Raw genomic sequence first — 26,522 nt, 5'->3', positions numbered from 1 at the left:
TGGCATTGCTCACCTTTGCGAGCCAGGCTTTGTTGGCATAGTCCCGGCGCATCAAAAACCGCAACACAAGAAGGAGTTCCATGCTGACCTTGCTGCGCTCGCTGGCACTGGTTGTTCTGGTCTGGTCCGTTGGCTGCGCCGGCGCCTTGGCCCAGGACCGTTCGCTCGTGCCCAAGTACGGCCCCGGCGGCAAGACAGAGGTCGAGCTGGCGGCTGATGCGAAGTTTCTTGCGACCATGGACCAGGGGTTCAACGGTGATCGCAAGAAGGCCTCGCAGGAGGTGTCCACGCTGGGCTGGCGGCTGTTCCGCGAGGGCAAGCCTGCAGATGCCATGCGCCGGTTCAACCAGGCCTGGCTGTTGAATGCCGCCAATGGCCAAGCGCTTTGGGGCATGGGCGCCCTGCAGGGTGCGCGCGGCAATACCGGCGAGGCCTTGCCTCTGTTCCAGGAGGCCGCCCAATCGCTGGATGACGATGTCGACTTCGCCGCCGACTACGCCCGCACGCTGGGATTCGCGGGCGCGGCGGCCAAGGACGATGCGCTGTTGCAGCAGGCCTTTGCGCGCTTTGCCAGCGTGCACAAGAAGGCGCCGCAGCACACGCTGAATTTGCAGAACTGGGCCATCACGCTGTTCACCGTGGGCAACTACGCCGAGGCCTGGGCCAAGGTCCAGCTGGCCGAGGCAACGCCGCGTCGGTCCGCGCTCGACCCTGCTTTCATCGCGGCACTTCAGGAGAAGATGCCGCGACCATGAGCCCCACGGCCCTCGCTTTTGAATCCGCCGACCAGCCCGAGGTCATCGCCCTCATCGCCGAGCTCGATGCCTACCAGGACACCCTCTACCCACCCGAGAGCCGGCATGCGCTGGACCTCGCCGCGCTGACCCAGCCGAACGTGCTGTTCGCCGTGGCTCGCGATGAGGCGGCACAGGCGGTGGGCTGCGGCGCCATCGTGTTGGGCCCTGAGTACGGCGAACTCAAGCGCATGTTCGTCAGCCCGGCGGCGCGCCGTCAGGGCCTGGCGCAGCGGCTGCTCATTCAACTCGAGGCCGAGGCGGTGGTGCGCGGCTGCGGGCTGCTGAGGCTGGAGACGGGGCCGTATCAGCCCGAGGCGCTGGGCCTGTATGCCCGCTGCGGCTACGAGCGCTGCGGGCCGTTTGGCGGCTATGCCGACGACCCGTTGAGCGTCTTCATGGAGAAGCGGTTTTAAAGCACCCTCGGCAGATCCCGCCTGACCGCCACGCGGTCGCCGAAGTCGAAATGCCACCACTCGGTGCTGATGCCGTGGAAGCCCGCCTCCCGCATCGCCGCCCGCAGCCAGCCGCGCTCGATCAGTTGCTGTGCCGTCAACATGCCCAGCGCCAGATGTTCCGCCTCGTGGTCGGGGTGCGAGGCCAGCGTCATCTCATCAAACCCTGACCCCATGTCGACCTCGCGGCCGGCGGGGTCGAGCAAGGTGATGTCCACCGCCATGCCGAAGCTGTGGATTGAGCCGCGCTCGGGGTGGGCGAGGTACATGGTCAGCGGCGTGCCCTGCAGCTCGTCCCACAGGCGTTGCTGCACGCGCTGGGGGCGCAGCGCGTCCAGCACGAGCAGGCGGTAGCCGGGGCGGCGTTCGTGCAGCCAGGCGGCTGAGTTTTCGAGTGCGGCAGCGGCCTCGCGGCGCAGCCAGGCGCAGTCGATGCCGGCGTAGACGGAATGGCCGACGAAGTTGTCGGCCGTCGCGTAGCGCAGGTCGACGGCGATGCCGTGCGCGAGACCGGCGAGCGGCCGGAAGTCCGGGTGGGCGGCGATGTCTTCGACCGCAACGGTGGCAGCGGTCATGGCAGTCCCGCCAGATGCGACTGCGCGGCGGCCGTGATGAAGCGGACGAGCCGGCGCGAGGCCTGGCCCAGCGGCGCGTTGGCGGCGGTCAGCAGGTGCAGGTTGACCGGCACCGTCGGCGTCAGCGGGCGCACGCGCAGCCGGGTCAGGTCGGCGCTGGCGGCGGTGAAGGGGTCCACCAGCGTCATGCCGACGCCGGCCTCCACCAGCGCGCGCGCCAGCTGGTAGGTCTGCACGGTGATGCGGCTGGCGAGCGGTTGGCCCAGCGCCTCGCCCGCGTGGTGCAGCAGGCCGGCGAGTGGGTCGTCGCTCTGCAGGCCGACGATCTCGCTGCGGATGTCCGCCAGGCCCAGCGGCCCGTCACCTTCGGCCTCCGGGCTGCCGAGCGGGCACAGCGCGACCATGGCGCCGCTGGCAATGGTCTCGGCCTTGATGCCGGGGTGGTGCGGGTCCTGCAGCGACAGGGCCAGGTCGGCCTCGCCGAGCAGCAGGGCGGAGACGATTTCTCGCGTGTGGTGAGTGGCCAGCGAGCAGCGGGAGTTGGGAAAGGCCTTGCACCACGGCGTCATCGCGGCAGGCACGATGGCCATGGCGACGGCGGGTGTGGCGACGAGGCGCACCTGCTCGCTCTCGCCGAGCTTGAGGTTGGCGGCCAGGCGGCGTATGCCCACCAGGTCGCGGTTGAGCTTGTCGATCTCGACGAAGAGGCGCTGCGCCTCGGGCGTGGGGTAGAGCTTGCCGCGCACGCGGTCGAACAGCGGCATGCCGAGCTGCAGCTCGCAGTGCTGCAGCACCTTGGTGACGGCGGGCTGGGAGATGTGCAGCAGCTGGGCGGCACCGCTGATGGTGCCGGCCTGCATGATGGCGTGGAAGACCTCGATATGCCGYAACCTCACTTGCGATACACCCCTTCGAAGTCGACGCTGCCATTCGGCGCCATCTTGAACCCGACCACGTCCTTGCGGATCGGGATATAGACGGTCGAATGCGCCATCGTGATCCACGGCCGCTCGCGCTTGAAGATCTCCTGCGCCTTCTCGTACATGGCGATGCGCTTCTTCTGATCGGGCGTGGCGCGCGCCTCGTCGATGAGCTTCTCGAACTCGGCGTTGCAGAACTTGACGCCGCTCTTGTTGGCCGCGCAGCTGAGATTGGGCGTCAGGAAGTCGTCCGCGTCACCGGTCTCGCCGCTCCAGCCGCTCATGTAGACGTTGTGCTCGCCGTTGTTGGCGCGCTTGAGGTACTCGCCCCACTCGAATGTCTTGATGCTGGCCTTGACGCCAATCCTGGCCCAGTCCTGCTGGATGAGCTGGGCCATCAGCTGGCCGTTGGGGTTGGTGGGCCGCTGCACGGGCAGGGCCCAGAGGTCGATCTCGAAGCCGTTCGGGAAGCCAGCCTTGGCGAGCAGGGCCTTGGCCTTGGCGGGGTCGAACTCGTTCTTCAGGCTCTTGTTGTAGCCGGGGATGCTGGGCGGGAAGGCGCTGACGGCCTGCATTGCGTCACCGCGTGGGAACAGGGCCTTGAAGATGGCGTCGCGGTCGATGGCAATGTCCAGCGCCTCGCGCACCTCGCGCTTGTCGGTGGGTGGCTTCTTCAGGTTGAAGCTCAGGTAGGAGATGTTGAGGGCCTGGATCTTCTCGATGCTGATGTTGGCGTTGCCGGCCAGCGAGACGATGTCGACATCCCGCAGCGCCGCCGTCACATGGCATTCGCCGGCGGCGATCTTCTGCACCCGCACATTGGGCTCGCGGCTGATGCTGAACACCAGCATGGGCGTGGGCTGCTTGCCGCCCCAGTAGTCGGGGTTGGCGCTCATGCGCAGCACGTCGTCCTTGGCGTAGCTCTTGAACTGAAAAGGCCCGGTGCCGACCGGCTGGACGTTGATCTGCGACGCCTGGCCGGCCTTCAGCAGCTGCGCGGCGTACTCGGCCGACTGGATGCCCGCCCACGCGAAGGCGAAGTTAGCGACGAACGTCACGTTCGGCTGCCGGAGCCGGAAACGAATTGTGCGGTCGTCGATCTTGTCGATGCCCTCGATCAGCTTGGCCAGGCCGAGGTTCTGCGGATAGACGAAGTTGACGGCAAAAGCCTTGTTGAAGGCGTGGGCTGGGTCGATGAAGCGCTGGAAGGTGAAGAGCACGTCGTCGGCATTGAAGTCCCGCGTGGGCTTGAACCAGGGCGTGGTGTGGAACTTGACGCCTTCGCGCAGCTTGAAGGTGAAGCTCTTCGCGTCCGGCGAAATCTCCCAGCTCGTCGCCAGCTTGGGAACCAGCTCGGTCGTCGGCCGCTTGAAGCCCAGCAGGCCGTCGAACATCTGGCTGTTGACGATGTTGGTGCTGGCGCTGTCCCACATCCCGGGGTCGAAGCCCTCCGGGCTGGCGTCGGCGCAGTAGATCAGCGGCTTGCCCTGAGCCTGTGCGACCGGCGCACCGCAAAGGGTCAGGATGGCCAGCAGGGCAGGGTAGAGAGGCTTCATCGATTGAGAATTTGCTGAGCGCCTGAGCGCGGAATAGTGGGCATTGTTGGGGACGGCTGCCCTTCAGCAAGCTACGCCAGAATGGATCTACATAACGCCAACTTATACCGCCGCGCCAAAACCGGCCCGTAACGTTCGGCCACTGGGGCTCTGACAGCGGCTTCCAGAATCCAGCTCATCCCTTTCGTCGTGCCCGCATGCACAGCAACTGTGCTGCATAGGATTTCTTTGCCATGACCGATGCCCACCGCCGCAAGTTTCTTCAATATTCAGCCGCTGTGGGCGGGGGGCTGCCTCTGATTGGTTGCGGCGGCGGCAGCAGCCCAGCTCTGACCGAAGCTGCGGCCGTGCTCCCCGGCGCGGACGCGACCGCCGCGCCCAAGCCGCCGGTGCCCACGCCGGCGCCTCCTCCGCCCCCGCCGCCGCCCGCTCCGGCGCCGGCCCCTACGCCGGCCCCCGCGCCATCGCCCATTCCGCAGGGAGCTGCTCTGGGGTTTTACTCGGGTGCCATGCAGTTCAGCTTGCTGAGTACCAAGACCCAAGCCAAGGCGCCGTTCTGCCTCGGCTATGCCTTCCGCCGCGGCGACATCCCTGCAGGCAGCAGCGTCGGTTCCAGCATCACCGGTTTGCAGGTCATTTCACGCACGACCTGGCCCGACGGCTCGTTGAAGTTTGCCCAACTGGCCGGTGTGGTCGACGTGACGGCCGGCTCCATGCTGGTGGTGCGCCTGAAACGCGTCGACACCGGCGCCTCGGCGGGCACGGCGCTGAGCCTGGCCGACCTGAAGAAGACCGGTATCACCGCTGAATTCGGCGCGGGCGCCCTTGGTGCGGCCAGCTTTGGCGCAGCCGACTGGGACGCGCCTCAAACCGTCTGGGCCAGCGGCCCGCAGATGTCATCGTGGATCTTCCGAAAGACCTTCGGCAGCGACACCCACCTCGTCGCCTGGCTGGAGGTCCGCCTGTTTGCCGGCGGTGCGGTCGAGGTGCTGCCCTGGGTGGAAAACGGCTATCTGCAGGTGACCGGCCCGGTGAACAAGGCTGCCACCTACACCTTCAAGCTCGGCTCCACCGAGCGCTTCTCGGCCGCCATCGACATTCCCCACCACTGCCGCACGCCGCTGATCAACGGCACGGCGTTGTCCTACTGGCTGGCTGACGCCCCCGGCGTGACGCCGCGCCACGATCTCGCCTATCTGCAGGCCACTGAGCAGGTGCCGACCTACAGCGCGCGCGTTGCGGCCACCGCTGGAGTCGCCCAGGCGTTGGCCACCAGCTTCACGCCGCTGTCCAGCGCCAACTTCAACTACCAGGGCGACTCCATGGCGGCCACGGGCTACCAGGAGCCCATCGGCTTGCTGCCGCAGCACGACGCCCTCTATCTGACCTGCGACGGCGTCGACACCTATGGCGCGGTCATCCGCAATGGCTATGCGGCTGGCCGCTATCCGCTGCATTACCGCGACGAGAAGACGCAGCGCCCCATACGCTTCTCTCAGTACCCCAACCTGTTGCTGCATGCCGACAGCCGCGTCAGCGACCTGGGAGGCTCGACAAAGAGCCAATACACCCCCAAACCTACGGGCACGCAATCGCCACGCTGGGACTGCGCACACAGCCCCTCCGTGGGCTACATGGCCTACTTGCTGACGGGCCGCTGGTATTTCATGGAACAGGTGCAGTTCGCCGCGACGCTGGACTACCTGAGCAAGGCTGACGAGCCCAACATGCGCCGTGGCGGGTTGGGTCTCGTGCAGTCCTGCTTCGGCGGCTGGCAGACGCGCGCCTGCGCCTGGCAATGGCGCACGCTGAGCCAGGCGCTGAATGTGACGCCGGACAGCGACACCACGCTGCGCCAGGAGTTCATCAACTGCGTGCAGTCCAACATCGAGAACTTCCACGCCATCTACGTCGCGCAGCCGAACAACCCCTTCGGTTGGATTCAGCCTGGCGAAGGCTACGAGAACAACATGCAGTTTGGCGCCAGCTGGCAGCAGGACTTTGTCACCGCCGCCTTCGGGTACTCGCTTTCGATGGGCCTCCCGGTGTCGGCAGCCGTGGCCACCAAACATGATGCGTTCTTCCGCTGGAAGGCGCGCAGCGCGGTGATGCGCCTGGGTCCGGCCACTGGCTTTTGGTACATCAATGCGGCGCAGTACACGATGAGCATCTCGCCGGTGGGCGTGCCCGACTTTCAGGGCGGCAAAGGCCCCTGGTACCCGACGGACGCGGCGGCCTACGCGGCCACCTATGCCAGCCTGCCCAGCTGGTTCGGCAATCTCGAAGGCAAGCTGGCAGGTGAAATCATGCCGGGTGATCGCGCAGCCTGGGCCAACCTGACGACAGCCGTGGCGTATGCGGTGAGGCACGGGGTCAGCGGCGCCCTGACGGCCTATCAGCGCATGACCACGGCGAGCAACTACCCAGCGCTGCGCGATGCGTTTCACGTCGCGCCCGTCTGGTCCGTCGCACCGGCCCGCATCGCACCGGCCTGGATGGCCGACAAGGCGCTGGGTACCTGGTTCGAAATCCCCAATACCGCAGGTGCCGGGGGCGCGGCAGTTGACGCCTTCAGCGGCATGGCGATCAACGAACTGACCAGCGAGCTCCTCATCGCTGCGGCCGGCGGCCACATTGACTCCAGCGACAACCGCGTCGTGTCGCTGTGCCTTGCGTCCGACACGCCGACATGGACACAGCGCATGGCGGCCAGCAAGACCGCCGCGCAGAACGTCGCCTATTACACGGATGGATTGCCGGCATCGCGCCACATCTACAGCTCGCTGCACTTCGTGCCGCAGACCAATCGACTGATGCTGTTTGGTGCGCGCGCCACTTACGGCTCCGCTTGGGACTTCGCCAAGGTCGACGGATTCAATCTGGACACCAACAAGTGGGATGCGGCAGGCACCTGGGCCGACATGCCCTCGGGCTACTACGGCGCTGCGCAGATCCGCTCGACCGGTGAAATCGTCACCACTTCCCTGAAGAAGTGGTCGCCGGTGGACCGCAAGTGGACGGACCTTGTCGCCAGCCCGAACGGCGACTCCGTTCGCTGGCCGATCGCCTTTGACGCGCGCCGCAACCAGGTCTTCTGCATGCAATGGGGCGATGGCCAGGGCTTCGACCCGCAGCGCCTGGTGGCCAGCCGTGTACCGCTGGGCAGCGGCCAGCAGATCTCTGTCAGCTTCAACCCCAGCAGCGCGCTGACGCAATGGCAGAGCGACAAGCCCAGCTATGCCGCGATGGAATATGACCCGGACAACGATCGTTTCCTGTTCTACGCGGGCCAGGGCGACGCGGCGGGCCGTGTCTATGTCATCCAGCCCAACGACACCAGCGTCTGGGACATGAGCGTGCTCAGCGCGGGCGGCGTGAAGGTGGCGGCCTCGCCTGACAACGGGAGCGGTGTGCAGAATCGCCTGCGCTACATCCCGGCGCTGCGCGGCTTCGTGCTGCTTGCTCGCAGCAGCGCCAACCTCTACTTCCTGCGTACCGCCTGACAGAATCGGCCCCCATGTGGGCCGGCTTCCAACCCTTGAACGTGCAGCGTGACGGCGTCACGCTGTTCGCCCGCCAGGGCGGCCCGCTGGACACCGGCAGGCCGCCGTTGCTGCTTCTGCATGGTCATCCGCAGACGATGGCGATGTGGCACCGCGTGGCACCCGTGCTCGCGCAGACGCACCGCGTCGTGCTGATGGACTTGCGCGGCTATGGCGACAGCGACCGGCCGGCGGCGGGCGAGGGCAGCGCGGCCTACGCCAAGCGGGAGATGGCGCTCGATGCCGTCGCGCTGATGCAGTCGCTGGGCCACCCGCGCTTTGCCGTGCTGGCCCATGACCGCGGCGCGCGCGTCGCGCACCGGCTGGCGCTGGACCACCCCGACGCCGTCACGCGGCTGATGTTGCTGGACATCGCCCCCACGCTGGCCATGTACGAGGGCACGACCGAGGCCTTTGCGCGCGCCTACTGGCATTGGTTCTTCCTGATCCAGCCGGCGCCGCTGCCCGAGCGCCTCATCGAAGCCGACCCGCTGGCCTATCTGCGCGACGGCATGGGCCGCCGGGGCGGCCGCTTCTTTGCGCCAGAGGCTTGGGGCCAGTACGAGCGCTGCATCGCCAAGCCCGGCACGGCCGCCGCCATCTGCGCCGACTACCGTGCCGGCGCTGGCATCGACCTCGACCATGACCGCGCCGATCGCGATGCCGGCCGCCGCGTCACCCAGCCGCTGCGCGTGCTGTGGGGCGCCAACGGCGCCGTCGGCCGCTGCTTCGAGCCGCTCAAGCTCTGGCAGCCCGCCGCCGAGAACGTCACGGGCCACGCCGTCGACAGCGGCCACTACATCGCCGAGGAGGCGCCCGACGTGGTGCTGGCCGAAGCGGCTGCCTTCTTCAACGGAGACGAGTGATGCAGAAGATTGCCGTGATCGCCGGCGACGGCATCGGCCAGGAGGTCATGCCCGAAGGCCTGCGCGTGCTGCGCGCGGTGGCCGAGCGCTTCAGCCTGCCCTTGCAGTTCGACGAGTTCGACTTCGCGCATTGCCGCTACTACGAGCAGCACGGCCAGATGCTGCCCGACGACTGGAAGGAGCAGATCGGCGGCCACGACGCCATCTTCTTCGGCGCCGTCGGCTGGCCGGCCACCGTGCCGGACCACGTCAGCCTGTGGGGCTCGCTGCTGAAGTTCCGCCGCGAGTTCGATCAGTACGTGAACCTGCGCCCCGCGCGCCTGCTGCCCGGCGTGCGCTCGCCGCTCGCCGGCCGTGCGCCGGGTGACATCGACATGTGGATCGTCCGCGAGAACACCGAGGGTGAATATTCGAGCGTCGGTGGCCGCATGTACGCCGGCACCGAGCGCGAGATCGTGCTGCAGGAGACGGTCATGAGCCGCATCGGCGTGGACCGGGTGCTGCGCTTTGCCTTCGAACTGGCCGCATCGCGTCCGCGTGCCAAGCTCACGTCCGCCACCAAGAGCAACGGCATCGCCATCACCATGCCCTACTGGGACGAGCGCGTCGAAGCCATGGCCGCGCAGTTCCCCGGCGTGGCCGTCGACAAGTTCCACATCGACATCCTCTGCGCTCATTTCGTGCAGCGGCCGCAGCACTTCGACGTGGTCGTGGCCAGCAATCTGTTCGGCGACATCCTGTCCGACCTGGGCCCCGCCTGCACGGGCACCATCGCCATCGCGCCCTCCGCCAACCTGAACCCGACGCGCGAATGGCCCAGCCTGTTCGAGCCCGTGCACGGTTCGGCGCCGGACATTGCGGGCAAGGGCCTGGCCAACCCCATCGGCCAGATCTGGGCCGGCGCCATGATGCTGGATTTCCTGGGCCACCGCGCCGCGCACGACGCGGTCATGGCGGCCATCGAAAAAGTGCTCGCCGATCCCGCTGCTGCCAAGACGGCCGACCTGGGCGGTACTTCGTCATGCACCCAGGTCGGTGAGGCCATAGCGCAAGCTGCGACTAGGGTCTTGGCGCGTTGATGCCTACCGTAGGAATGCTCGCAAATTGGGGTTTCCTGCGCGTCAACGGTTCACGCGCCAAGAGCCAGCGAAAATGGCGCCATGAAGTCCATCGCCTACACCCGCGCCCAGGGCCTGCCCGCCCTGCTGCAAAGCCGCATCGCCGTCCTCGACGGGGCGATGGGCACCATGATCCAGCGTTACAAGCTCACCGAGGCCGACTACCGCGGCGAGCGCTTCAAGGACCATCACAAGGACTTGAAGGGCAACAACGAGATGCTGATGTTCACGCGGCCCGACGTGCTCAGCGAGATCCACGAGCAATACCTCGCCGCCGGCGCCGACCTCATCGAGACCAACACCTTCGGCGCCACCACCGTCGCGCAGGAGGACTACGACCTCGCCGAGCTGGCCTACGAGATGAACGTCGAGGCCGCCAAGATCGCCCGCGCCGCCTGCGACAAGTACTCCACGCCCGACAAGCCGCGCTACGTGGCCGGCGCCCTCGGCCCCACGCCGCGCACCGCGTCCATCAGCCCCGACGTGAACGACCCCGGCGCCCGCAACGTCGACTTCGACACGCTGCGCGCCGCCTATTACGAGCAGGCCAAGGGGCTGTTGGAAGGCGGCTGCGACGTCTTCCTCGTCGAGACCATCTTCGACACGCTGAACGCCAAGGCCGCCATCTTTGCGCTGGACGAGCTGATGGAAGACACCGGCGAGCGCCTGCCCGTCATCGTCTCCGGCACGGTGACCGATGCGTCGGGCCGCATCCTGTCGGGCCAGACGGTGACCGCCTTCTGGCACTCCGTGCGCCACGCTCGCCCCATCGCCATCGGCCTGAACTGCGCTTTGGGCGCCACGCTGATGCGGCCCTACATCGAGGAGCTGTCCAAGGTGGCGGGCGAGGTGGCTGTCAGCTGCTACCCCAACGCTGGCCTGCCCAACCCGATGAGCGACACCGGCTTCGACGAGACGCCCGAAGTGACGGCCCGGCTGGTGGGCGAGTTCGCCAAGGCCGGCTTCCTGAACATCGCCGGCGGCTGCTGCGGCACGACGCCCGACCATATCGCGGCCATCGCCAAGGCCGTGTCGGCCTACAAGCCGCGGGTCAGCGGGGAGAAGTTCTTCAGCCAGATGCTGGATGCGGCTTGATTCGGACGCTGCTTTTTGCGTTGGCATTGCTGCCTGGATTCGCTGGCGCAGCGAGCGAATGGCGCATCCTCCGGCCCGGCGTGGTGCATGGTGACGAGGCACCCGCAAAGCCGGGTGGAGGCTGGCTGGCCTTGCACAAGGCTGGTGATCGTTGGCACTTGAGCAACGCCCAGGTCCACGTGAAGCCTGCGCCCGAAGCAGCCTTTGCTGATTCGCTGGAGATCACGAGCTCGAAGCCAGACACCTTGGTTTTGCTTCGTATCCCAGGCTTGCGCGGCCGACCGTTGAACTTCGTGCCAGGTTTGGAAGCGGTGCAAGCTGTCAGTTCCCAGAGTCGAGATGTAGCGGACGGGCCGACGGCTGCAACCGCCGTTGTGCGCATTCAAGGGATCGACTATCGGTTCATGCTCAGGCGCAGGGTTGAGCAGCCAGCCGAGGCGCGTCGGGATGTCGACGGAGCGGATGCACGCGACTTGGTGTCCTACCCACTCACGGTTTCCGTCGGCCGACACAGCATCGATCTGGGCGATTCCGGTCTGGGCGACTACGAAAGTAGTGTGACGGTTGTCTGGATGGGAGATTTGGACGGTGATGGTCGTCTTGATCTGGTCGTTGAGGGCAGCGGCGCGAATTCCGGCAGCCTTTGTTTGCTTCTGTCTCGTGGCGCGAAGCGGTCTCACATCTTTCGTTCGGCGGGCTGTCACGACACGATTGGCTGTTGAGGCTGCGGCGCGGCGACGTGCTTCCCAAAAAGTCGCCTCGCGCTGTTGTTGACAAATGAATTCAAACGAATACATTCGTGTTCGTTGGAACTCATTTGAAGGCAGGTGCCTGCATGGCAACGCAGACCATCACGATGGAGCCGCTGTCCGCGCGGATCCCGAGCGACTTGTACCTGTGGCTGGCGCAGCTCCAGGTGGACGGAGCCACGACGAACAGCGACAAGCTGCGCGTGCTGCTGGGCCAGCTCAAGCGCCAGCATGACGGCGCCTTCGACTACGTGGCCGCCCATGCCTGGTCGCGCGAGCTGACGCACCGGCTGCGCGAGGCCATGGTGCGCATCGAGGGCAGCGAAGGCCGGCATTCCGAGGTGCTCAACCTGCTGGTGGAGCAGGTCACGACGCTGATGGCCCTGGTCATCAGCAGCGCCCCCACGACAGCCGACGACGCCACCAAGCTGGAAGACGCGCTGGTGCGCCGCGCCGCGCTGCTCAGTGAATCGTTGCTGCGCCAGGCCACCACCGGTGGCGCGCATGCGTTCGACCCCGAGGTGGTGAAGCGCCACCTGTCCGCCACCGTCGAGCTCGCCTCGGCGCTCAACACTGCGAAAGGAGCCTGAGATGGCCGATTCCCTGAAGACCCGCGTGGGCCGTGTGATTGCCGGTAGCGTGCACGCGTTGCTGGACAAGATCGAGGACCTCAACCCGCACGCCGCCATGGAGCAGGCCATCCGCGAGGCCGACGGCGTCATCGACGAGGTGCGCCACGAACTCGGCCTCGTCAGTGCCAATCGCCACCTGGCCCAGCAGCAGCACGCCAAGCTCAACCGCAGCCACGAGGACCTGCGCGACCAGATTGCGCAAGCCCTGGCTGAAGCGCGAGAAGACCTGGCGCGCGCCGCCGTGTCGCGCCAGATCGACATCGAGGCGCAGATCCCCGTGCTGGAAACGACGCTGGCCGACCTGGCCCGCCAGGAACAGGAACTGCAGGGCTTCACCGCTGCATTGCTGGCCAAGAAGCGCGAGATGCAGGAGGCGCTGGCCGAGTTCCGCAAGAGCCGCACGGCGGCCGAATCCGCTGCTCAACCTCAGGGGCAGTCCAACGTGGAGCAGCGCCTGGGCAAGGTCACTGATGCCTTCGACAAGATTTTCCAGCGCCAGACTGGCCTGGACGGAACGCAGCAAGCCGGCGACCTGAAGCAGGAAGCCAAGCTGCGCGAACTGGACGAGCTGGTGCGCGACCACAAGATCGCCGAGCGGCTGGCTCAAATCAAGGCCGGCCAGGCATGACACTCACCTCCGTCCGCAATCCAGGAACGTTTCGATGAACCTGTTCACCTCGCCCGAAACCCTGCCTTTCGGCGTCGCCGTGGCGCTGATCGTGGCCATTGCGCTGCTGGAGGGCCTGGGCATGCTGGTCGCGCTCAGCCCCAGCAATCTCATCGACCATTGGTTGCCCGACCACTCGGTCGAGACCGGCACGGACAAGGTGCTCGGTTGGCTGCATCTCGGGCGCGTGCCGGCGCTGGTGCTGCTGCTGCTCTTCCTGCTGGGCTATGCGCTGTTCGGCTATGCGCTGCAGAAGGTGGCCTTCAACCTGCTCGGCGGCTTTTTGCCCGCCTGGCTGGCGGGGTTGCTGGCCGTGCCGCCGGGGCTGGCCACGGTGCGCGGCCTCGGGTCGCTGGTGGCCCACATCATCCCGCGCGACGAGACCACTGCCGTCAGCGAGCAGTCGCTGGTGGGCCGCGGTGGTGTCATCAGCGGCGGTGCAGCGCGCCGTGGGCTGGCCGCCCAGGCGCGGGTGCGCGACGCGCATGGCCGCGTCCACTACCTGATGGTCGAGCCCGACCTGGACGACGAAGTGTTCGAGGAAGGCGCGCAGATACTGATCGTGCGCAAGCTGGGTGCGTTCTACCGCTGCATCGCGAACCCGCACCCCAACCTGATCTGAGGGAGACCGACAACATGGACAACATCATCGAGATCGCCGGCATTGCCGGCATTGCACTGGTCGGCCTGCTGACCATCGGCTTCGTCTTCGCGCGCCTGTACAAGCGCAGCACCAAGGAGCTGGCTTTCGTGCGCACCGGCCTGGGCGGCCAGAAGGTCATCATGGACGGCGGCGCCATCGTGCTGCCGGTCTTCCACGAGCGCGTGCTCGTCAACATGAACACGCTCAAGCTCGAGGTGCTGCGCCGCGAGCGCGAGAGCCTGATCACCAAGGACCGCATGCGCGTCGACGTGACGGCGGCCTTCTTCGTGCGCGTGAAGCAGACGGAAGAAGCCGTCAGTACGGCGGCCCAGACGCTGGGCTTGCGCACCATGAGCCCGAACGAGCTGAAGGCGCTGGTGGAAGACAAGTTCGTCGACAGCCTGCGCGCCACGGCTGCGACCATGACCATCCAGGAGCTGCAGGACAAGCGGCGCGACTTCGTGCAGGCGGTGCAGAACGCCGTGGCCGAGGACCTGGAGAAGAACGGCCTGGAGCTGGAGTCCGTCTCGCTGACCAGCCTGGATCAGACGGACAAGCAGTTCTTCAACCCCAACAACGCCTTCGACGCCGAGGGCCTGACGCGCCTGACCGAGCAGACCGAGGCGCGCCGCAAGCAGCGCAACGACGTCGAGCAGGACACCGAGGTGCAGGTGCGCACCAAGAACCTCGAAGCCTCACGCCTGAAGCTGACCATCGAGAAGGACCAGGAGTTCGCTTCGCTGACGCAGAAGCGCGAGATCGAGATGGCGCGGGCCGAGCAGTCGGCGCAGATCGCGTCGCAGCAGGCCGAGCGCCACCGTGAGGCCGAGACGGTGAAGATCGAAGCCGAGCGCCAGGTGGGCCAGCGCCGCATCGAGGCCGAGCGCGAGATCAAGGCGGCCGAGATCGAGAAGACGCTGGTCATCCAGACGCGCGAGATCGAGCAGGAGCGCCAGACCGAGATGAAGCGCGCCGAGCAGCGCAAGCAGGTCGAGATCGCGCGCCAGGACACGCAGATCGCCATCGCCACCAAGTCACGCGAGCAGTCCGAGGCCGACGCGGCCGCCAACCTCGCGCGCGCCGAGGCCGTGAAGGCTGAGGAAACCGTCAACACCGCGCGCCAGGTGGCTGTGGCCGAGCGCGACAAGGCGATTCAGCTCATCGAGGCGAGCAAGGATGCCGAGCAGAACGCCATCGCGGTGAAGGTGTCGGCGTCGGCTGAGAAGGAAGCGGCCATCGACCGCGCCGAGGCGCTGACCATCGAGGCCAAGGCCAAGCAGGCCGCGGCCATCGCCGAGGCCGAGGGCCGCCGCGCGATCAACGAGGCGTTGAACACGCTGTCAGCCGCTCAGGTCGACCTGCAGGTGCGCACCCAGCTGCTGCAGCAACTGCCCGCCATCCTGGCCGAGGCGGTCAAGCCCATGGAGAAGATCGACTCCATCCGCATCGTCCAGGTGAACGGCATGCCGGGTGGGCAGGGGGGCGGCTCTGAAGGCGGCGCATCAGCCGGCGCCACCTTCCCCGAGCAGGTCATGAACTCGGCGCTGCAATACCAGGTCGCCAAGCCCATCGTCGACGCCGTCATGCACGACGCGGGCCTGTCCAACCAGGGCATCACCGGGCTGGCGCACAACATCGCCACGATGCTGAAGCCGGCGGCGCCGGCCGCCGAATAGGCCTGGTAATTCGGGCCGAGCGCCGGGCCGCTCCCAAGCCGGCCCGTTGGGCGATGTGCACGAGGCTCAATGCCGCGTGCATCGCCGTCCCCTCGGGGGACCGACCAGGCGCGCCCGCGTTCAGCGGCGCGCGACTGGGCGAGGGGCGCTTGTGTAATCCGCTGGCGGCTTCATCAGCGCCGGGTCGGGCTCGCCGCGCTTGATCTTTTCCAGCCGGTAGTTCTGCTCGCCCTGGCGCGGGTCGGCGTCGCGGCTGGACACGGTCAGCATCAGCTCCGGGCTGCGCCACACCTCGCGGCTGATGACGATGGGCTTCTCGTTGCCGATCTTGCCGGCGGCGATGGTCCAGGTCGTGCGCTCGCCGTTGACCTTGACGCCGTCGATCTCCTTGGGCGCCAGCGCCGTCGTGGTGCCGCCTTCGCGCGGCAGCAGCGGGCCGTTCAGCAGCAGCGGTGGCATGGGCGGCACGGGGATGGCCATGGGCGCTGGCAGCGCCGGCAAGGCGGGCGGCGCGGGCATTTCGCTGGCGCGCAGGACGCGCAGTTCGCGGCGGCGCTCGAGGCCGCTGGCGCCTGGCGCTGATGGCGCCGGCGGCGCGATGAGTTCCTGCTCGATGACGATGCCCGGTTCGCCTCCCGCCGCGCGGATGCGCACGCGCTCGGCGTCCACGCTGCGGGCCCGCTCGGCCACGCGGGCGCCCCATTCCCGCCAGCGCCCGGCCTGCTCCTTCATGCGCTCGCCCCAGTCCTGCATCGAGGCCTGCCAGGCTGCGTGCGCGGCGTCGTCGCCACCGCGGAACGACACAGTGCTGCCGCGCAGCCGCTGCACGCGCTTCTGCTCGGGGTGGATGACCCAGCTTTCCTTGGCCACCGGGTCGTTCAGGTAGACGACCTTGGGCCCGCCCTCGCGCTGCACCTCGCGCCGCGTGCGCCCTTCGCCGTCGCGGCAGAGCTGGCTTTGCTGCCTGCGCACGATGCGGTTGCCGTCGGCCAGGGCCTGCACGTTCTCATGCACGGCGGTCGCGCAATAGGGCGCGCCCTTGACGACGCGCTCCGCCTCCAGCTCCCGGCCGGCGAAGCTCAGGGCCTGGTCGCCCAGCGCCAGTTGCACCGGCAGGTCGGCCAGTGCCAGTGCCACTTCGCGTTCGATGTTGAGCCGCAGCCCATCGGTGTCCTGCGCGACGGCGCAGGCGGCGAGGGCGCACAGGGTCAGGCTTGTCAGGGGCTTCTTCATGGTCGGGTCTCCAGCGGGTCAGTTCAGGATGCGCACGGCCAGCACCTGGCCGAGCGGGTTCAACATCAGCTCGGCGCGCACCGGCTCGTCGGCGCGTGCGGCGTCAAAGGGCAGGCCCAGCAGCGCCAGGCGCTCGCGCGGCAGCTCGGCGGGCTGCAACCAGACAGCGGCGCTGCGCCCGGCGGCGAGCGCGGCGCGGAACTCGCGCTCGGGCACCAGGGGGATGAAGCCGCTGCCGGCTGCGACAACCGAGGMGGCGCGGTTGTCGGGCGGATCCAGCAGCAGCACGGCGCTCAGCAGCACGGCGGCCGTGGCGCCCAGCGCGCCGCTGCCCCAGGCCAGGCGGCGCAGCCAGCGCGGCTCATTCGCGTCGACCGCGTGGCGCGCCTGCAGTTGTTGAGTCAACCGTGCCAGCAAGCCGGTGTCCTGCTCGGCGTCGGGCCGCAGTCGCGCGAACTCGGCGCGGGCCGGCCGCAGCCAGGCGGGGGTGTCGTCGGGGTTCATGAGCGTTCTCCCACGGCCAGCAGTTCGGCCAGGCGCTGGCGTGCGCGGTGCAGGCGGGTGCGCAGCACGTCGACGCTGATGCCGGCGATGTTTGCGGCGGCGTCGTAGCTGTGTTCCTGCAGGTCGACGAGGACGAGGGCCTCGCGCTGCGGCCAGCTCAGGCGGCGGATGCCGGCCCAGAGGCTGTCCTGCTGCTGGGCCTGGGCAAGGCGGGCGTCACTTGAGGGTGTGGGTTCGGCGTGCTCGTCGTCAGCCAGCGAATCGTCCAGCGGCACATGACGGCGGGCGTCGCGCCACTGGCTCAGCAACTGGTGGCGGGCCATGCCGGCCAGGTAGGCGCCCAGCGAGCCACGGCCGGCCTGGTAGCCCTGGGGGCCGCGCAGCAACTGGGCGAAGGCCTCCTGCACCGCGTCCAGCGCGGCGGCTTCGTCACCGGCCAGCGCCAGCGCGTAGCGGTAGACCGAACCGCTCTCGCGCCGATAGAGCAGGGCCAGTGCATCGGCGTCACCCGCCGCCAAGCGCGCCAGCAGCACGCCGTCGTCCGCCTGCGCTCCTGCCGGCGCAACGAAGCCGAGCCGGGTCAGCCAGCTCATGACGGGCGGCTGCATAAAAAAGGGGCCTGCAGAACTTGCATGCCCCTATTGAGCGCGGGAGTCCGGTCTTGTTACTCCGGACTAACCCGCCGTGACTTCCGGATGGCTTAGCTGGGATCGCCCATCTGGCTTTGGAGATAGTTCTGCACGCCCACGGTCGTCACCAGCTCCAGCTGGGTTTCGAGGTAGTCAATGTGTTCCTCGGTGTCGTCCAGGATCTGCACGAACAGCTCGCGGGAGACATAGTCGCGCACGCTCTCGCAGTAGGCGATGGCGTCCTTCAGATGGGCATAGCCGGCCTTCTCGATCTTCAGGTCGCACTCCATCGTCTCGACGGCGTTCTCACCGATGTAGAGCTTGCCGAGGTCTTGCAGGTTGGGCAGGCCGTCCAGCGTCAGCACGCGCTCGATGAGCTTGTCGGCGTGCTTCATCTCCTCGATGGACTCGTCGTACTCGTGCTTGGCCATCTTCAGCAGGCCCCAGTTCTTCAGCATGCGGGCATGCAGGAAATACTGGTTGATGGCCGTCAGCTCCAGCTTGAGCTGGGCGTTGAGGTGGGCGATGACTTGGGGGTCGCCTTTCATGGAGTGCTCCGAATTCGTGACATTGGGCCGCAGTATCCCGACAGAAAGCCCTTAGTCAAAACCGCTCTTTCTGCAAATGAGACCGATTCGCATTAGACTTCGTGCCCATGATTGTCTGTGTCTGCCACCGAGTCTCTGATCGCGACATCGCGATTGCCGCCTCCAGCGGCTGCCCGAATTTCGAGGCCTTGCAGGACGACCTGCGCGTGGCTACGGCCTGCGGCGCCTGCCGTGAATGCGCCTGCGCGGTGTTCGAGGAAAGCCGCGTCGACAGCAGTTCGCCGCGCGGTCGTGGCGTCGCAATTGCGATCCGCCCCCACTTTGCCGCCTGACCCAGTACAATCTTTGGCTTCGGTCGGCATTTGCCACCGGGCGCCCGTTGCGTCTGATCTTGAGTGTTGTGTTTTGCCGCAGCCGCTCGGGCTGCGGGCGAATTCAGTAACGACACCAAGGAAATCTCATGAGCACCATGCAAACCGGCACCGTCAAATGGTTTGATGACGGCAAGGGCTTCGGCTTCATCACGCCGGCCGACGGCAGCAAGGACCTGTTCGCCCACCACAGCGAAATCAAGAACAACGGCGGCTTCCGCACCCTGGCCGAAGGCGCCCAGGTTGAATTCGAAGTCAAGCAAGGCCCCAAGGGTCTGCAAGCTTCGAACATCCGTTCGCTGTAATCCCTCACGGCTTCGGCCGTTGAGTGAAGCCCGCGCTTAGCGCGGGCTTTGTGCTTTCTGGGCCTGTCCACCGACAATCCACGTCTTATGTCCGCACTGCCCCAACCGCCCAAGGCGCTGACCGCTTACCGCCCGTTCTGGGCCAAGCGTTTCGGCCCCGCGCCGTTTCTGCCCATGACCCGGGCGGAGATGGAGCAGCTCGGCTGGGATTCCTGCGACATCATCATCGTCACCGGCGACGCCTACGTCGACCACGCCAGCTTCGGCATGGCCGTCATCGGCCGCACGCTGGAGGCCCAGGGCTTCCGCGTCGGCATCATTGCCCAGCCGGACTGGCAATCGGCCGAGCCCTTCAAGGCGCTGGGCAAGCCCAACCTGTTCTTCGGCGTCGCGGCCGGCAACATGGATTCGATGATCAACCGTTACACGGCTGATCGAAAAATCCGCAGCGACGACGCCTATACGCCCGGCGGCGGCGGCGGCAAGCGCCCCGACCGCGCCACGCTGGTCTACACGCAGCGCTGCCAGGAAGCCTTCAAGGATGTGCCCGTCGTCATCGGCGGCATCGAGGCCTCGCTGCGCCGCATCGCCCATTACGACTACTGGCAGGACAAGGTCCGCCGCTCCGTGCTGGTCGATGCCAAGGCTGACCTGCTCGTCTACGGCAACGCCGAGCGCGCCATCATCGAGATCGCCCACCGCCTGGCACGCCGCGAGCCGATTGAAAGCCTGACCGACGTGCGCGGCACCGCCTTCATGCGCCGTACCGACGACCCGACGGCCGAAGGCTGGTTCGAGCTGGACTCGACCGAGGTGGACCGCCCGGGCCGCATCGATGAGCTGATCAGCCCTTACCAGACGGTGGAAGAAACGGCTGCCGACAAGGGCGCCTCCTGCGCCACGCCGCCGGCCGCCGACGGCTCGAAGCCCATCCAGCTGCATCTGAGCAAGAAAACCGGCCGGCTTGCGCTGCCGCCGCGCGAGCACACCGTCGTGCGCCTGCCGGCCTACGAGCAGGTCAAGAGCGACCCGGTGCTCTACGCCCACGCCAACCGCGTGCTGCATCTGGAGACCAACCCCGGCAACGCCCGTGCGCTGGTGCAGCGCCACGGCGAACGCGATCTGTGGATCAACCCGCCGCCCATTCCGCTGACGACGCCGGAGATGGATCACGTCTTCGACCTGCCCTATGCGCGCAGCCCGCATCCGAGCTATGCGGACGAAGCCGGCAGCCACGACGGCGCGACCAAGATCCCGGCCTGGGAAATGATCCGCTTCAGCGTGAACATCATGCGTGGCTGCTTCGGCGGCTGCACCTTCTGCTCCATCACCGAGCACGAGGGGCGCATCATCCAAAGCCGCTCGGAAGACTCCGTGATCCGCGAGATCGAGGAGATGCGCGACAAGGTCAAGGGCTTCACCGGCATCGTGTCGGACCTCGGCGGCCCGACGGCCAACATGTACCGCATCGGCTGCAAGAGCCCCGAGATCGAGGCGGCCTGCCGCAAGCCCAGCTGCGTTTATCCGGGCATCTGCTCCAACCTCAACACCAGCCACGACCCGCTCATCAAGATGTACCGCCGCGCGCGGGCCTTGCGGGGCGTGAAGAAGATCCTGATCAGCTCAGGCCTGCGCTACGACCTCGCCGTGCAGTCGCCCGAGTACGTGAAGGAACTCGTCACGCACCACGTCGGCGGCTACCTGAAGATCGCGCCCGAGCACACCGAGGGCGGGCCGCTGTCCAAGATGATGAAGCCGGGCATCGGCAGCTACGACCGCTTCAAGCAGATGTTCGAGGCCGCGAGCGCCGCCGCCGGCAAGAAGCAGTACCTGATCCCGTACTTCATCGCCGCCCACCCCGGCACCAGCGACGAAGACATGATGAACTTGGCCGTGTGGCTGAAGAAGAACGGCTTCCGCGCCGACCAGGTGCAGACCTTCTACCCCAGCCCGATGGCCACGGCCACGGCGATGTACCACTCCGGGCTCAACCCGCTCAAGGGCATCAGTCGTGACGAGACACGCGGCGAGAAGGTCGACATCGTGCGTGGCGAGCGCCGCCGCCGGCTGCACAAGGCCTTCCTGCGCTACCACGATGCCAACCACTGGCCGCTGCTGCGCGAGGCGCTCAAGGCCATGGGCCGCGCCGATCTGATCGGCAACGGCAAGCACCACCTGATCCCGAGCTATCAGCCGTTGACCGACGGGAGTTACGACAGCGCCCGGCGCAAGAACTCCACGACCGCCAAGCCTGTTGCGCAACCTGCCGCAAAGCCGGTCACGCCGCGCAAGGGCCAGCTCTTGACCCAGCACACCGGCCTGCCGCCGCGCGTGACAGGCGCGGCCCGCGCGCCCGCATCGCGTCCGGGCAAACCCGGTAAACGTTGAGCCGAACTGCCGGGCATATGCCCGCGCTTTTCGTGGCAACGGTTCCACGGATGCACTACGCTTGCGTGTCCTGATCGACGAAGCTGCTGCTGCGGCCGCCGGAGTCCTCGCCCCCATGCAAGAAACCACGTCCGCCGTTGACGACGATCTGCTCGAACTGCTCGACGAGCCCGAGCCTGTAGAAGGCGAGCACCGCCCGCAAGATCGGCCCTGGCGCATCCTCATCGTCGACGACGACGGCGACGTCCACAAGGCCACTGAACTGGCCATGCAGGGCCTGACCGTCGAGGACCAGCCCCTCATCTTTCTGCACGCCTCGTCCGCCGCCCAGGCGCGGCAACTGCTCGCCAGCGAGGAAGACCTCGCCGTCGTGCTGCTCGACGTCGTCATGGAGACCGAGGACGCCGGCCTGCAGCTCGTGCGACACATCCGCGAGGAGCTGGACCTGAAGGCCGTGCGCATCGTGCTGCGCACCGGCCAGCCCGGCTATGCGCCCGAGATCGAGACGGTGCAGGCCTATGACATCAACGACTACAAGACCAAGTCCGAGCTGACCCGCACGCGCCTCTACACGGTGCTGACTGCCGCCGTGCGCTCCTACCGCCAGATCTGCGCGCTGGAGGCCAACCGCCGCGGGCTGGAGATGATCGTCGAGAGCAGTGCGTCGCTGTCGCGCATGCGTGGCCTGAGCCGCTTTGCCGAGGGTGTCGTGACCCAGCTCTGCGCGTTGCTGGGCATGCTCCCCGAAGGCCTGGTCTGCGCGCAGGTCGGCGGCGAGACGGGCGACGAGGTCCGTATCGTGGCGGCAGCCGGCCAGTACAGCGGCCTCATCGACCGGCCGCTGGCCCAGGTCAAGATCCCCAACGTGCGCCAGCGCCTGGAGCGCTGCCTGCAGGAAGAGCGCAACGTCTACGACGACGGCACCTGCCTGTACTTCGGCATGGGCGAGGGCCGTGCGATGGCCGCGCTGGTGGATGTCGGCCGCGAGCTGGACGAACTGGATCAGCAGCTGCTGCGCGCCTTCTGCTCCAACATCGCCGTCGGCTTCGAGAACGTCGTGCTGTACAGCCAGCTGCTGGACCAGGCCTACAACGACCCGTTGCTGCGCCTGCCCAACCGCAACCGCTTCGTCGAGCTGCTCGACAAGAACCTGAAGGACCCGGCCGGCGTCACCCTGGCGCTGATCGACATCGACGACTTCGCCGACATCAACGACGCCTTCGGCCACCACTTCGGCGACCAGGTGCTGCAAGCCGTGGTGCACCGCCTGAGCGAGGTGCTGGGCCGCAACACGGCCATGGCGCGCGTCGGCGCCGACACCTTCGGGGTCCTCGGCGAGCATGCCAAGGTCTGCCCGGAGACCGTGCAGGACGTCTTCGCCGAGCCCTTCATGGTGGCCGGGGAGCGCCTGCAGCTCTCGGCCACCACCGGCCTCGTGCGGCTGGGCGAATCCAAGGCCGTCGGCTCCGAGCTGCTACTCGATGCTCAGATCGCGCTCAAGCGCGCCAAGCAGCAGCAGCGCGGCTCATCCCAATATTTCTCGGCGGCGATGGGCAGCGACGCGCGCGAGCGCTTCAAGCTGCTCAAGGGCCTGCGCACCGGCTTCGAGGAGAGCCAGCTCTTCGTCGTCTATCAGCCGCAGGTCGAGCTGGAAACCAGCCGCATCATCGGCGCCGAGGCGCTGCTGCGCTGGCGCACGACGGACGGCCGCTTCATCCCGCCCGACCAGTTCATCCCGCTGGCCGAGCAGAGCGGTCTCATCATTCCCATCGGCGAGTTCGTCGTGCGCACGGCCTGCCAGCAGCTCGCCAAGATGCGTGCCTTGGGCCACAACGACTTCCGCATGGCCGTCAACATCTCGATGGCGCAGTTCCGCCACCCGGGCTTTCTCGACACGCTGGCCCGCGCCTTGAAGGACGCAGGTGTCGAGGGCGAGCACATGGAACTCGAGATCACCGAGTCCATGGCCATGGAGGACGCCGACCTCGTGCTGCGCGTGCTGGCCGACATCAAGCAGCTCGGCTTCAGCGTCGCCATCGACGACTTCGGCACCGGCTTTTCGTCGCTCAGCCAGTTGCGCCAGCTGCAGGTGGACCGCCTCAAGATCGACCGCGCCTTCGTGCAGGAAGCGCAGTCCTCCACTGCCGGCTCCACCATCGCGCAGATGGTCATCAACCTCGGCCGCGGCCTGGGCCTGACCGTGATCGCCGAAGGCATAGAGACCGAGGAGCAGCGCCAATACCTCATCGGCCTGGGCTGCCACGAAGGCCAGGGCTGGCTGTTCGCGCGACCGATGCCGGCGGATCAACTCGAAGCCTGGATGGTTCGCTGAACCCCTGATTGCGTCCGAGCGGCGGGGTCCTAAACTCCGCCGTCCTCTCGACAAGCCAGGAGCGTTCATGAGTCTCGCCAAGATCCTCGTCGCCCAAGGTGGCGGCCCCACCGCCGTCATCAACCAGAGCCTCGTCGGCGTCGTGCTCGAAGCGCGGCGGCAGGCCGGTGTGGGCAAGGTCTACGGTGCGCGCCACGGCGTGCGCGGCATCGTCACCGAGGACTTCGTCGACCTCACGCAGGAGACCAGCCACAACCTGGAGCTGGTGGCCAACACGCCGTCCTCGGCGCTGGGCTCCACGCGCGACAAGCCCGACGCCGCCTACTGCCACGAGATCTTCACGGTGCTGAAGGCGCATGGCATCACGCACTTCTTCTACATCGGCGGCAACGATTCGTCCGACACCGTGCGCATCGTCTCGGAAGAGGCCCAGGCCGGCGGCTACCCGCTGCGCTGCGTGCACATCCCCAAGACGATCGACAACGACCTGGTGGGCAACGACCACACGCCCGGCTATGCCTCCGCCGCGCGCTTCGTGGCCCAGGCCTTTGCCGGCGCCAACCTCGACAACGCGTCCCTGCCCGGCATCTACGTCGGCGTCGTCATGGGTCGGCACGCCGGCTTCCTGACCGCCGCCGCAGCCCTCGGCAAGAAGTTCGACGACGACGGCCCCCACCTCATCTACCTGCCCGAGCGCCACTTCGACACTGAGCACTTCCTGCGCGACGTGAAGGCCACCTACGAGCGCTACGGCCGCTGCGTCATCGCCGTCAGCGAGGGCATCCACGACGCGTCGGGCACGCCCATGCTGTCCAAGCTCGCGGGCGACCTGGAGCGCGACGCGCATGGCAACGTGCAACTCAGCGGCACCGGCGCGCTGGCCGACCTGCTGTGCGAGGAAATCAAGACCAAGCTGGGCATCAAGCGCGTGCGTGGCGACACCTTCGGCTATCTGCAACGCAGCTTCCTCGGCTGCGTGTCCGATGTGGACCAACGCGAGGCCCGCGAGGTCGGCGAGAAGGCCGTGCAATACGCCTTCCACGGCGATCGTGACGGATCCGTCGCCATCAAGCGCGTGGGCTATTACTCGGTCGACTACGAACTGCTGCCGCTGACCGCCGTGGCCGGCAAGACGCGCACGATGGAAGACCACTTCATCACCGAGAGCGGCACCGACGTGACCGACGCCTTCCGCCTCTACCTGCGCCCGCTGCTGGGCTCGGGGATGCCGGATGCGTTCAGGTTGAGGCCGAATCCGGTGGCCAAGGTGCTCAAGCGCGGCTGAGTCTCTCCAGTGCCCAGGGCTCGATGCGGTGCTGCAACTGCTGCAGCGCCAGCGTCAGCAGCACGCAGGCCAGCATGAGGCTGGGCACCGACGGGGGCGGCCGCGAGGAGAGTAGATAGGCAAGCGTCAGAAGGCTAGGCAGCAGTGCGAAGACCCAGCCCCAACGCATGGCCATCATCAGCGTGTGCGTGATCGGGCGGCAGACGTTGTCGAGCACGATGTTGCCGCCCAACCTGCCCTCGAAACGTGCCGCGCCCAACAGCACGTAAAGCAGCGCGATTGCCATCACGCTGGCCCATGGGGCGACCGGAGATGCACATCCAAACAGCAGTCCGGCCACCGGCACGAGCAAGCCGACACAGGCGGGGCTGACGATCGGATGTAGTGGCCAGGCCAGCGTCGTGCCCACCCAGAGCACGATCCACGGCGCCGCGTCCAACAACGTCTGCAGCAACCCAGCCGTGTGAGCGGGGATTGGCAACGCCAGGGTTGTGAGGTCCCAGTATTGGCCGCATGCGGCCACTGCCGCGGCAACGGCGATCAACCCCAGGCCTGCGGCCGGTTGCCGTGGATGCCGCCGCCATCGCTGCGCAGGCCCGTCGGGAACCTCCGGAGACAGCCCTTGGTGCATGACTGCTCCAAGGAGGTGGCTGACGCTGAGCCAGCTGATTACTCCCATGCACCACATGATCATGCGTACCGTTGCCGTGTCCGCTTCGTCTGGCTTCAGCAGGAACAGTACGAGCACCAACCCACTCAGCACTCCGGCGCGCAACAGCCTGGCCCTTGCCAGTTGCCGGTCCAGGGAGCTTCGCATGAGCGGGTCGATGCCGCATTGCTCCAGCGTGCGTTGATCGAGGCTGTACAGGAGCCGCGCCAGCTTGGGCCGCAGCAGCAGCGCGAGCCACAGCGCCTGCGCGCCGCCGAAGCGCAGTTCGTCAAGCTCGCGCAATGGCCTGACCTGCTCCTTCAACGCCTCGCTTGGCGGTTCAGGCGGCCTGGGTGGCTCGGGTGGCGGGTGCCGATCACGCACCGCCCGCTGGATGTCTTGCGCACGCTGTCGTGACTGGCGATCACGCAGCGCCTGCCGGACGGCTTCGGCGAGCTTCTTACCGATCTGGCGCTCCGCGCGGAAGTCCTGTTGCCAGTCGAAATAGCCGTTGAGCGCGTCGACGAAGGTGTCGGGCAGGTCATCCTGCTCCACGACCCAGTGTGCGAAATACTCTGACCATTCGGCCCGCTCCGCCAGCGGCTGGGCGTCCAGCATCGAGTGCACAGCGGGCCACTCAGCCAGCAGCGCGGGCGTGCCCTGCTGGCGCCACAACGCGTGCAAGCGCCTGACGGCGTGCTCGGCCGAGTCGGGTGTCGGCGGCTGCTCGTCGTCCGCCGCGTCAACGACTTCGGCCGCAAGCGCTGCCTCAGGCGCGACAAGCTCTGTGCTGGCCGCTTCGGCGGGCTGGGCCTCTTGCAACTTCACCCACTGCTGCGCTCGCTCGTAGGCCCCGCGCAGCGCCTGATAAGCCTCTGCATCATCATCCGGCCGCGTGACGCGCAACTTCAGCGCGTAGGCCTTCTTGATCGCGCCCAACTCGGTCGTCGGTTCAATGCCCAGCAGGGCCCAGTCCTGTTCCCACATGGC

24 protein-coding genes are annotated in these 26,522 nt (G+C 67.3%); 16 read left to right on the top strand and 8 right to left on the bottom strand.

Translation table 11 applies throughout. The annotated features are described in order from the left end of the window. Window positions 1-80: 80 nt before the first annotated feature. Window positions 81-755, top strand: a complete 675-nt coding sequence (locus tag ACXRVZ_RS07860) for a hypothetical protein (RefSeq protein WP_457425952.1) — start codon at window positions 81-83, stop codon at window positions 753-755. Next, window positions 752-1,210, top strand: a complete 459-nt coding sequence (locus ACXRVZ_RS07855) for a GNAT family N-acetyltransferase (protein ID WP_457425950.1) — start codon at window positions 752-754, stop codon at window positions 1,208-1,210. The genes ACXRVZ_RS07860 and ACXRVZ_RS07855 overlap by 4 nt, the downstream gene beginning before the upstream one ends. Here ACXRVZ_RS07855 and ACXRVZ_RS07850 read toward each other — a convergent pair. From ACXRVZ_RS07850 to ACXRVZ_RS07840, 3 genes are read right to left on the bottom strand one after another with little or no spacing between them, the layout of a single operon-like run. Beyond that, a complete protein-coding gene (locus tag ACXRVZ_RS07850) occupies window positions 1,207-1,824 on the bottom strand; it encodes a M15 family metallopeptidase (RefSeq protein ID WP_457425948.1) in 618 nt (205 codons plus the stop codon). The genes ACXRVZ_RS07855 and ACXRVZ_RS07850 overlap by 4 nt on opposite strands. Continuing rightward, window positions 1,821-2,720, bottom strand: coding sequence for a LysR family transcriptional regulator (locus ACXRVZ_RS07845; RefSeq protein WP_457425946.1), 900 nt, complete (start codon window positions 2,718-2,720; stop codon window positions 1,821-1,823). The genes ACXRVZ_RS07850 and ACXRVZ_RS07845 overlap by 4 nt, the downstream gene beginning before the upstream one ends. After that, window positions 2,717-4,300, bottom strand: coding sequence for an ABC transporter substrate-binding protein (locus tag ACXRVZ_RS07840; RefSeq protein WP_457425944.1), 1,584 nt, complete (start codon window positions 4,298-4,300; stop codon window positions 2,717-2,719). The genes ACXRVZ_RS07845 and ACXRVZ_RS07840 overlap by 4 nt, the downstream gene beginning before the upstream one ends. Before the next feature lie 509 nt (window positions 4,301-4,809). Here ACXRVZ_RS07840 and ACXRVZ_RS07835 point away from each other — a divergent pair. The 9 genes from ACXRVZ_RS07835 (at window position 4,810) to ACXRVZ_RS07795 (ending at window position 15,288) form a co-directional block, all read left to right on the top strand. Further along, a complete protein-coding gene (locus ACXRVZ_RS07835) occupies window positions 4,810-7,803 on the top strand; it encodes a hypothetical protein (protein ID WP_457421910.1) in 2,994 nt (997 codons plus the stop codon). A gap of 14 nt (window positions 7,804-7,817) precedes the next feature. Beyond that, complete coding sequence (locus tag ACXRVZ_RS07830; protein WP_457421908.1) at window positions 7,818-8,708, top strand: alpha/beta fold hydrolase; 891 nt, start codon at window positions 7,818-7,820, stop codon at window positions 8,706-8,708. Next, on the top strand, window positions 8,708-9,787 hold the full coding sequence (locus ACXRVZ_RS07825; RefSeq protein ID WP_457421906.1) for a tartrate dehydrogenase: 1,080 nt from the start codon (window positions 8,708-8,710) through the stop codon (window positions 9,785-9,787). The genes ACXRVZ_RS07830 and ACXRVZ_RS07825 overlap by 1 nt, the downstream gene beginning before the upstream one ends. A gap of 81 nt (window positions 9,788-9,868) precedes the next feature. Then, a complete protein-coding gene (locus ACXRVZ_RS07820; protein ID WP_457421904.1) occupies window positions 9,869-10,921 on the top strand; it encodes a homocysteine S-methyltransferase family protein in 1,053 nt (350 codons plus the stop codon). Continuing rightward, window positions 10,918-11,643: a hypothetical protein gene (locus tag ACXRVZ_RS07815; protein WP_457421902.1), complete on the top strand. Its 726-nt coding sequence runs from the start codon at window positions 10,918-10,920 to the stop codon at window positions 11,641-11,643. The genes ACXRVZ_RS07820 and ACXRVZ_RS07815 overlap by 4 nt, the downstream gene beginning before the upstream one ends. A 113-nt stretch (window positions 11,644-11,756) precedes the next feature. Then, window positions 11,757-12,260 (top strand): hypothetical protein, encoded by a 504-nt coding sequence (locus ACXRVZ_RS07810; RefSeq protein ID WP_457421900.1) that lies wholly within the window; start codon window positions 11,757-11,759, stop codon window positions 12,258-12,260. Window position 12,261: 1 nt separating this feature from the next. Further along, window positions 12,262-12,930, top strand: coding sequence for a PspA/IM30 family protein (locus ACXRVZ_RS07805; RefSeq protein WP_457421898.1), 669 nt, complete (start codon window positions 12,262-12,264; stop codon window positions 12,928-12,930). A 34-nt stretch (window positions 12,931-12,964) separates the two neighbouring features. Next, window positions 12,965-13,591, top strand: a complete 627-nt coding sequence (locus ACXRVZ_RS07800) for a YqiJ family protein (RefSeq protein WP_457421896.1) — start codon at window positions 12,965-12,967, stop codon at window positions 13,589-13,591. A 14-nt stretch (window positions 13,592-13,605) separates the two neighbouring features. Next, window positions 13,606-15,288 (top strand): flotillin family protein, encoded by a 1,683-nt coding sequence (locus ACXRVZ_RS07795; RefSeq protein ID WP_457421894.1) that lies wholly within the window; start codon window positions 13,606-13,608, stop codon window positions 15,286-15,288. A 120-nt stretch (window positions 15,289-15,408) separates the two neighbouring features. Here ACXRVZ_RS07795 and ACXRVZ_RS07790 read toward each other — a convergent pair whose 3' ends face one another. The 4 genes from ACXRVZ_RS07790 to bfr form a co-directional block, all read right to left on the bottom strand. Next, window positions 15,409-16,521, bottom strand: coding sequence for a hypothetical protein (locus tag ACXRVZ_RS07790; RefSeq protein ID WP_457421892.1), 1,113 nt, complete (start codon window positions 16,519-16,521; stop codon window positions 15,409-15,411). 18 nt (window positions 16,522-16,539) lie between these two features. Then, a complete protein-coding gene (locus ACXRVZ_RS07785; protein ID WP_458232284.1) occupies window positions 16,540-17,025 on the bottom strand; it encodes a hypothetical protein in 486 nt (161 codons plus the stop codon). Continuing rightward, window positions 17,022-17,618, bottom strand: coding sequence for an RNA polymerase sigma factor (locus ACXRVZ_RS07780; RefSeq protein WP_457421888.1), 597 nt, complete (start codon window positions 17,616-17,618; stop codon window positions 17,022-17,024). The genes ACXRVZ_RS07785 and ACXRVZ_RS07780 overlap by 4 nt, the downstream gene beginning before the upstream one ends. 107 nt (window positions 17,619-17,725) lie before the next feature. Further along, window positions 17,726-18,202 carry a bacterioferritin gene (gene bfr / locus ACXRVZ_RS07775; RefSeq protein WP_457421886.1) on the bottom strand — a complete coding sequence of 159 codons (477 nt, stop codon included), beginning with the start codon at window positions 18,200-18,202 and terminating at the stop codon, window positions 17,726-17,728. Between the two features lie 107 nt (window positions 18,203-18,309). Between bfr and ACXRVZ_RS07770 the strand changes: the two genes are divergently transcribed. The 5 genes from ACXRVZ_RS07770 to ACXRVZ_RS07750 all read left to right on the top strand — a co-directional run bounded on the left by ACXRVZ_RS07770 (window position 18,310) and on the right by ACXRVZ_RS07750 (window position 24,883). After that, window positions 18,310-18,534, top strand: coding sequence for a (2Fe-2S)-binding protein (locus ACXRVZ_RS07770; RefSeq protein WP_457421884.1), 225 nt, complete (start codon window positions 18,310-18,312; stop codon window positions 18,532-18,534). A gap of 137 nt (window positions 18,535-18,671) precedes the next feature. Continuing rightward, window positions 18,672-18,878, top strand: coding sequence for a cold-shock protein (locus ACXRVZ_RS07765; protein WP_056875433.1), 207 nt, complete (start codon window positions 18,672-18,674; stop codon window positions 18,876-18,878). A gap of 87 nt (window positions 18,879-18,965) precedes the next feature. After that, a complete protein-coding gene (locus ACXRVZ_RS07760) occupies window positions 18,966-21,266 on the top strand; it encodes a YgiQ family radical SAM protein (protein WP_457421882.1) in 2,301 nt (766 codons plus the stop codon). Window positions 21,267-21,381: 115 nt separating this feature from the next. After that, the gene (locus ACXRVZ_RS07755; protein WP_457421880.1) at window positions 21,382-23,598 is read left to right on the top strand and encodes a putative bifunctional diguanylate cyclase/phosphodiesterase; all 2,217 of its coding nucleotides are present in this window, start codon (window positions 21,382-21,384) and stop codon (window positions 23,596-23,598) included. Between the two features lie 67 nt (window positions 23,599-23,665). Then, window positions 23,666-24,883, top strand: a complete 1,218-nt coding sequence (locus tag ACXRVZ_RS07750) for a 6-phosphofructokinase (protein WP_457421878.1) — start codon at window positions 23,666-23,668, stop codon at window positions 24,881-24,883. Here ACXRVZ_RS07750 and ACXRVZ_RS07745 read toward each other — a convergent pair. After that, complete coding sequence (locus ACXRVZ_RS07745) at window positions 24,870-26,519, bottom strand: hypothetical protein (RefSeq protein WP_457421876.1); 1,650 nt, start codon at window positions 26,517-26,519, stop codon at window positions 24,870-24,872. The genes ACXRVZ_RS07750 and ACXRVZ_RS07745 overlap by 14 nt on opposite strands. Window positions 26,520-26,522 lie beyond the last annotated feature (3 nt).

The organism is Roseateles sp. P5_E8 (assembly GCF_054177665.1).
Note: the sequence above shows the minus strand (reverse complement) of the source record. Positions and strands in the feature narration are given on the sequence as shown.

What these genes read in the sequence shown, in the direction of transcription:
- ACXRVZ_RS07830 (WP_457421908.1), top strand. Translation starts at nt 7,818, where the DNA reads ATGTGGGCCGGCTTCCAACCCTTGAACGTGCAGCGTGACGGCGTCACG.
- ACXRVZ_RS07825 (WP_457421906.1), top strand. Translation starts at nt 8,708, where the DNA reads ATGCAGAAGATTGCCGTGATCGCCGGCGACGGCATCGGCCAGGAGGTC.
- ACXRVZ_RS07745 (WP_457421876.1), bottom strand. Translation starts at nt 26,519, where the DNA reads ATGTGGGAACAGGACTGGGCCCTGCTGGGCATTGAACCGACGACCGAG.
- ACXRVZ_RS07765 (WP_056875433.1), top strand. Translation starts at nt 18,672, where the DNA reads ATGCAAACCGGCACCGTCAAATGGTTTGATGACGGCAAGGGCTTCGGC.
- bfr (WP_457421886.1), bottom strand. Translation starts at nt 18,202, where the DNA reads ATGAAAGGCGACCCCCAAGTCATCGCCCACCTCAACGCCCAGCTCAAG.
- ACXRVZ_RS07795 (WP_457421894.1), top strand. Translation starts at nt 13,606, where the DNA reads ATGGACAACATCATCGAGATCGCCGGCATTGCCGGCATTGCACTGGTC.
- ACXRVZ_RS07855 (WP_457425950.1), top strand. Translation starts at nt 752, where the DNA reads ATGAGCCCCACGGCCCTCGCTTTTGAATCCGCCGACCAGCCCGAGGTC.
- ACXRVZ_RS07850 (WP_457425948.1), bottom strand. Translation starts at nt 1,824, where the DNA reads ATGACCGCTGCCACCGTTGCGGTCGAAGACATCGCCGCCCACCCGGAC.
- ACXRVZ_RS07755 (WP_457421880.1), top strand. Translation starts at nt 21,382, where the DNA reads ATGCAAGAAACCACGTCCGCCGTTGACGACGATCTGCTCGAACTGCTC.
- ACXRVZ_RS07805 (WP_457421898.1), top strand. Translation starts at nt 12,262, where the DNA reads ATGGCCGATTCCCTGAAGACCCGCGTGGGCCGTGTGATTGCCGGTAGC.
- ACXRVZ_RS07780 (WP_457421888.1), bottom strand. Translation starts at nt 17,618, where the DNA reads ATGAGCTGGCTGACCCGGCTCGGCTTCGTTGCGCCGGCAGGAGCGCAG.
- ACXRVZ_RS07820 (WP_457421904.1), top strand. Translation starts at nt 9,869, where the DNA reads ATGAAGTCCATCGCCTACACCCGCGCCCAGGGCCTGCCCGCCCTGCTG.
- ACXRVZ_RS07860 (WP_457425952.1), top strand. Translation starts at nt 81, where the DNA reads ATGCTGACCTTGCTGCGCTCGCTGGCACTGGTTGTTCTGGTCTGGTCC.
- ACXRVZ_RS07760 (WP_457421882.1), top strand. Translation starts at nt 18,966, where the DNA reads ATGTCCGCACTGCCCCAACCGCCCAAGGCGCTGACCGCTTACCGCCCG.
- ACXRVZ_RS07835 (WP_457421910.1), top strand. Translation starts at nt 4,810, where the DNA reads ATGCAGTTCAGCTTGCTGAGTACCAAGACCCAAGCCAAGGCGCCGTTC.
- ACXRVZ_RS07800 (WP_457421896.1), top strand. Translation starts at nt 12,965, where the DNA reads ATGAACCTGTTCACCTCGCCCGAAACCCTGCCTTTCGGCGTCGCCGTG.
- ACXRVZ_RS07840 (WP_457425944.1), bottom strand. Translation starts at nt 4,300, where the DNA reads ATGAAGCCTCTCTACCCTGCCCTGCTGGCCATCCTGACCCTTTGCGGT.
- ACXRVZ_RS07750 (WP_457421878.1), top strand. Translation starts at nt 23,666, where the DNA reads ATGAGTCTCGCCAAGATCCTCGTCGCCCAAGGTGGCGGCCCCACCGCC.
- ACXRVZ_RS07770 (WP_457421884.1), top strand. Translation starts at nt 18,310, where the DNA reads ATGATTGTCTGTGTCTGCCACCGAGTCTCTGATCGCGACATCGCGATT.
- ACXRVZ_RS07810 (WP_457421900.1), top strand. Translation starts at nt 11,757, where the DNA reads ATGGCAACGCAGACCATCACGATGGAGCCGCTGTCCGCGCGGATCCCG.
- ACXRVZ_RS07790 (WP_457421892.1), bottom strand. Translation starts at nt 16,521, where the DNA reads ATGAAGAAGCCCCTGACAAGCCTGACCCTGTGCGCCCTCGCCGCCTGC.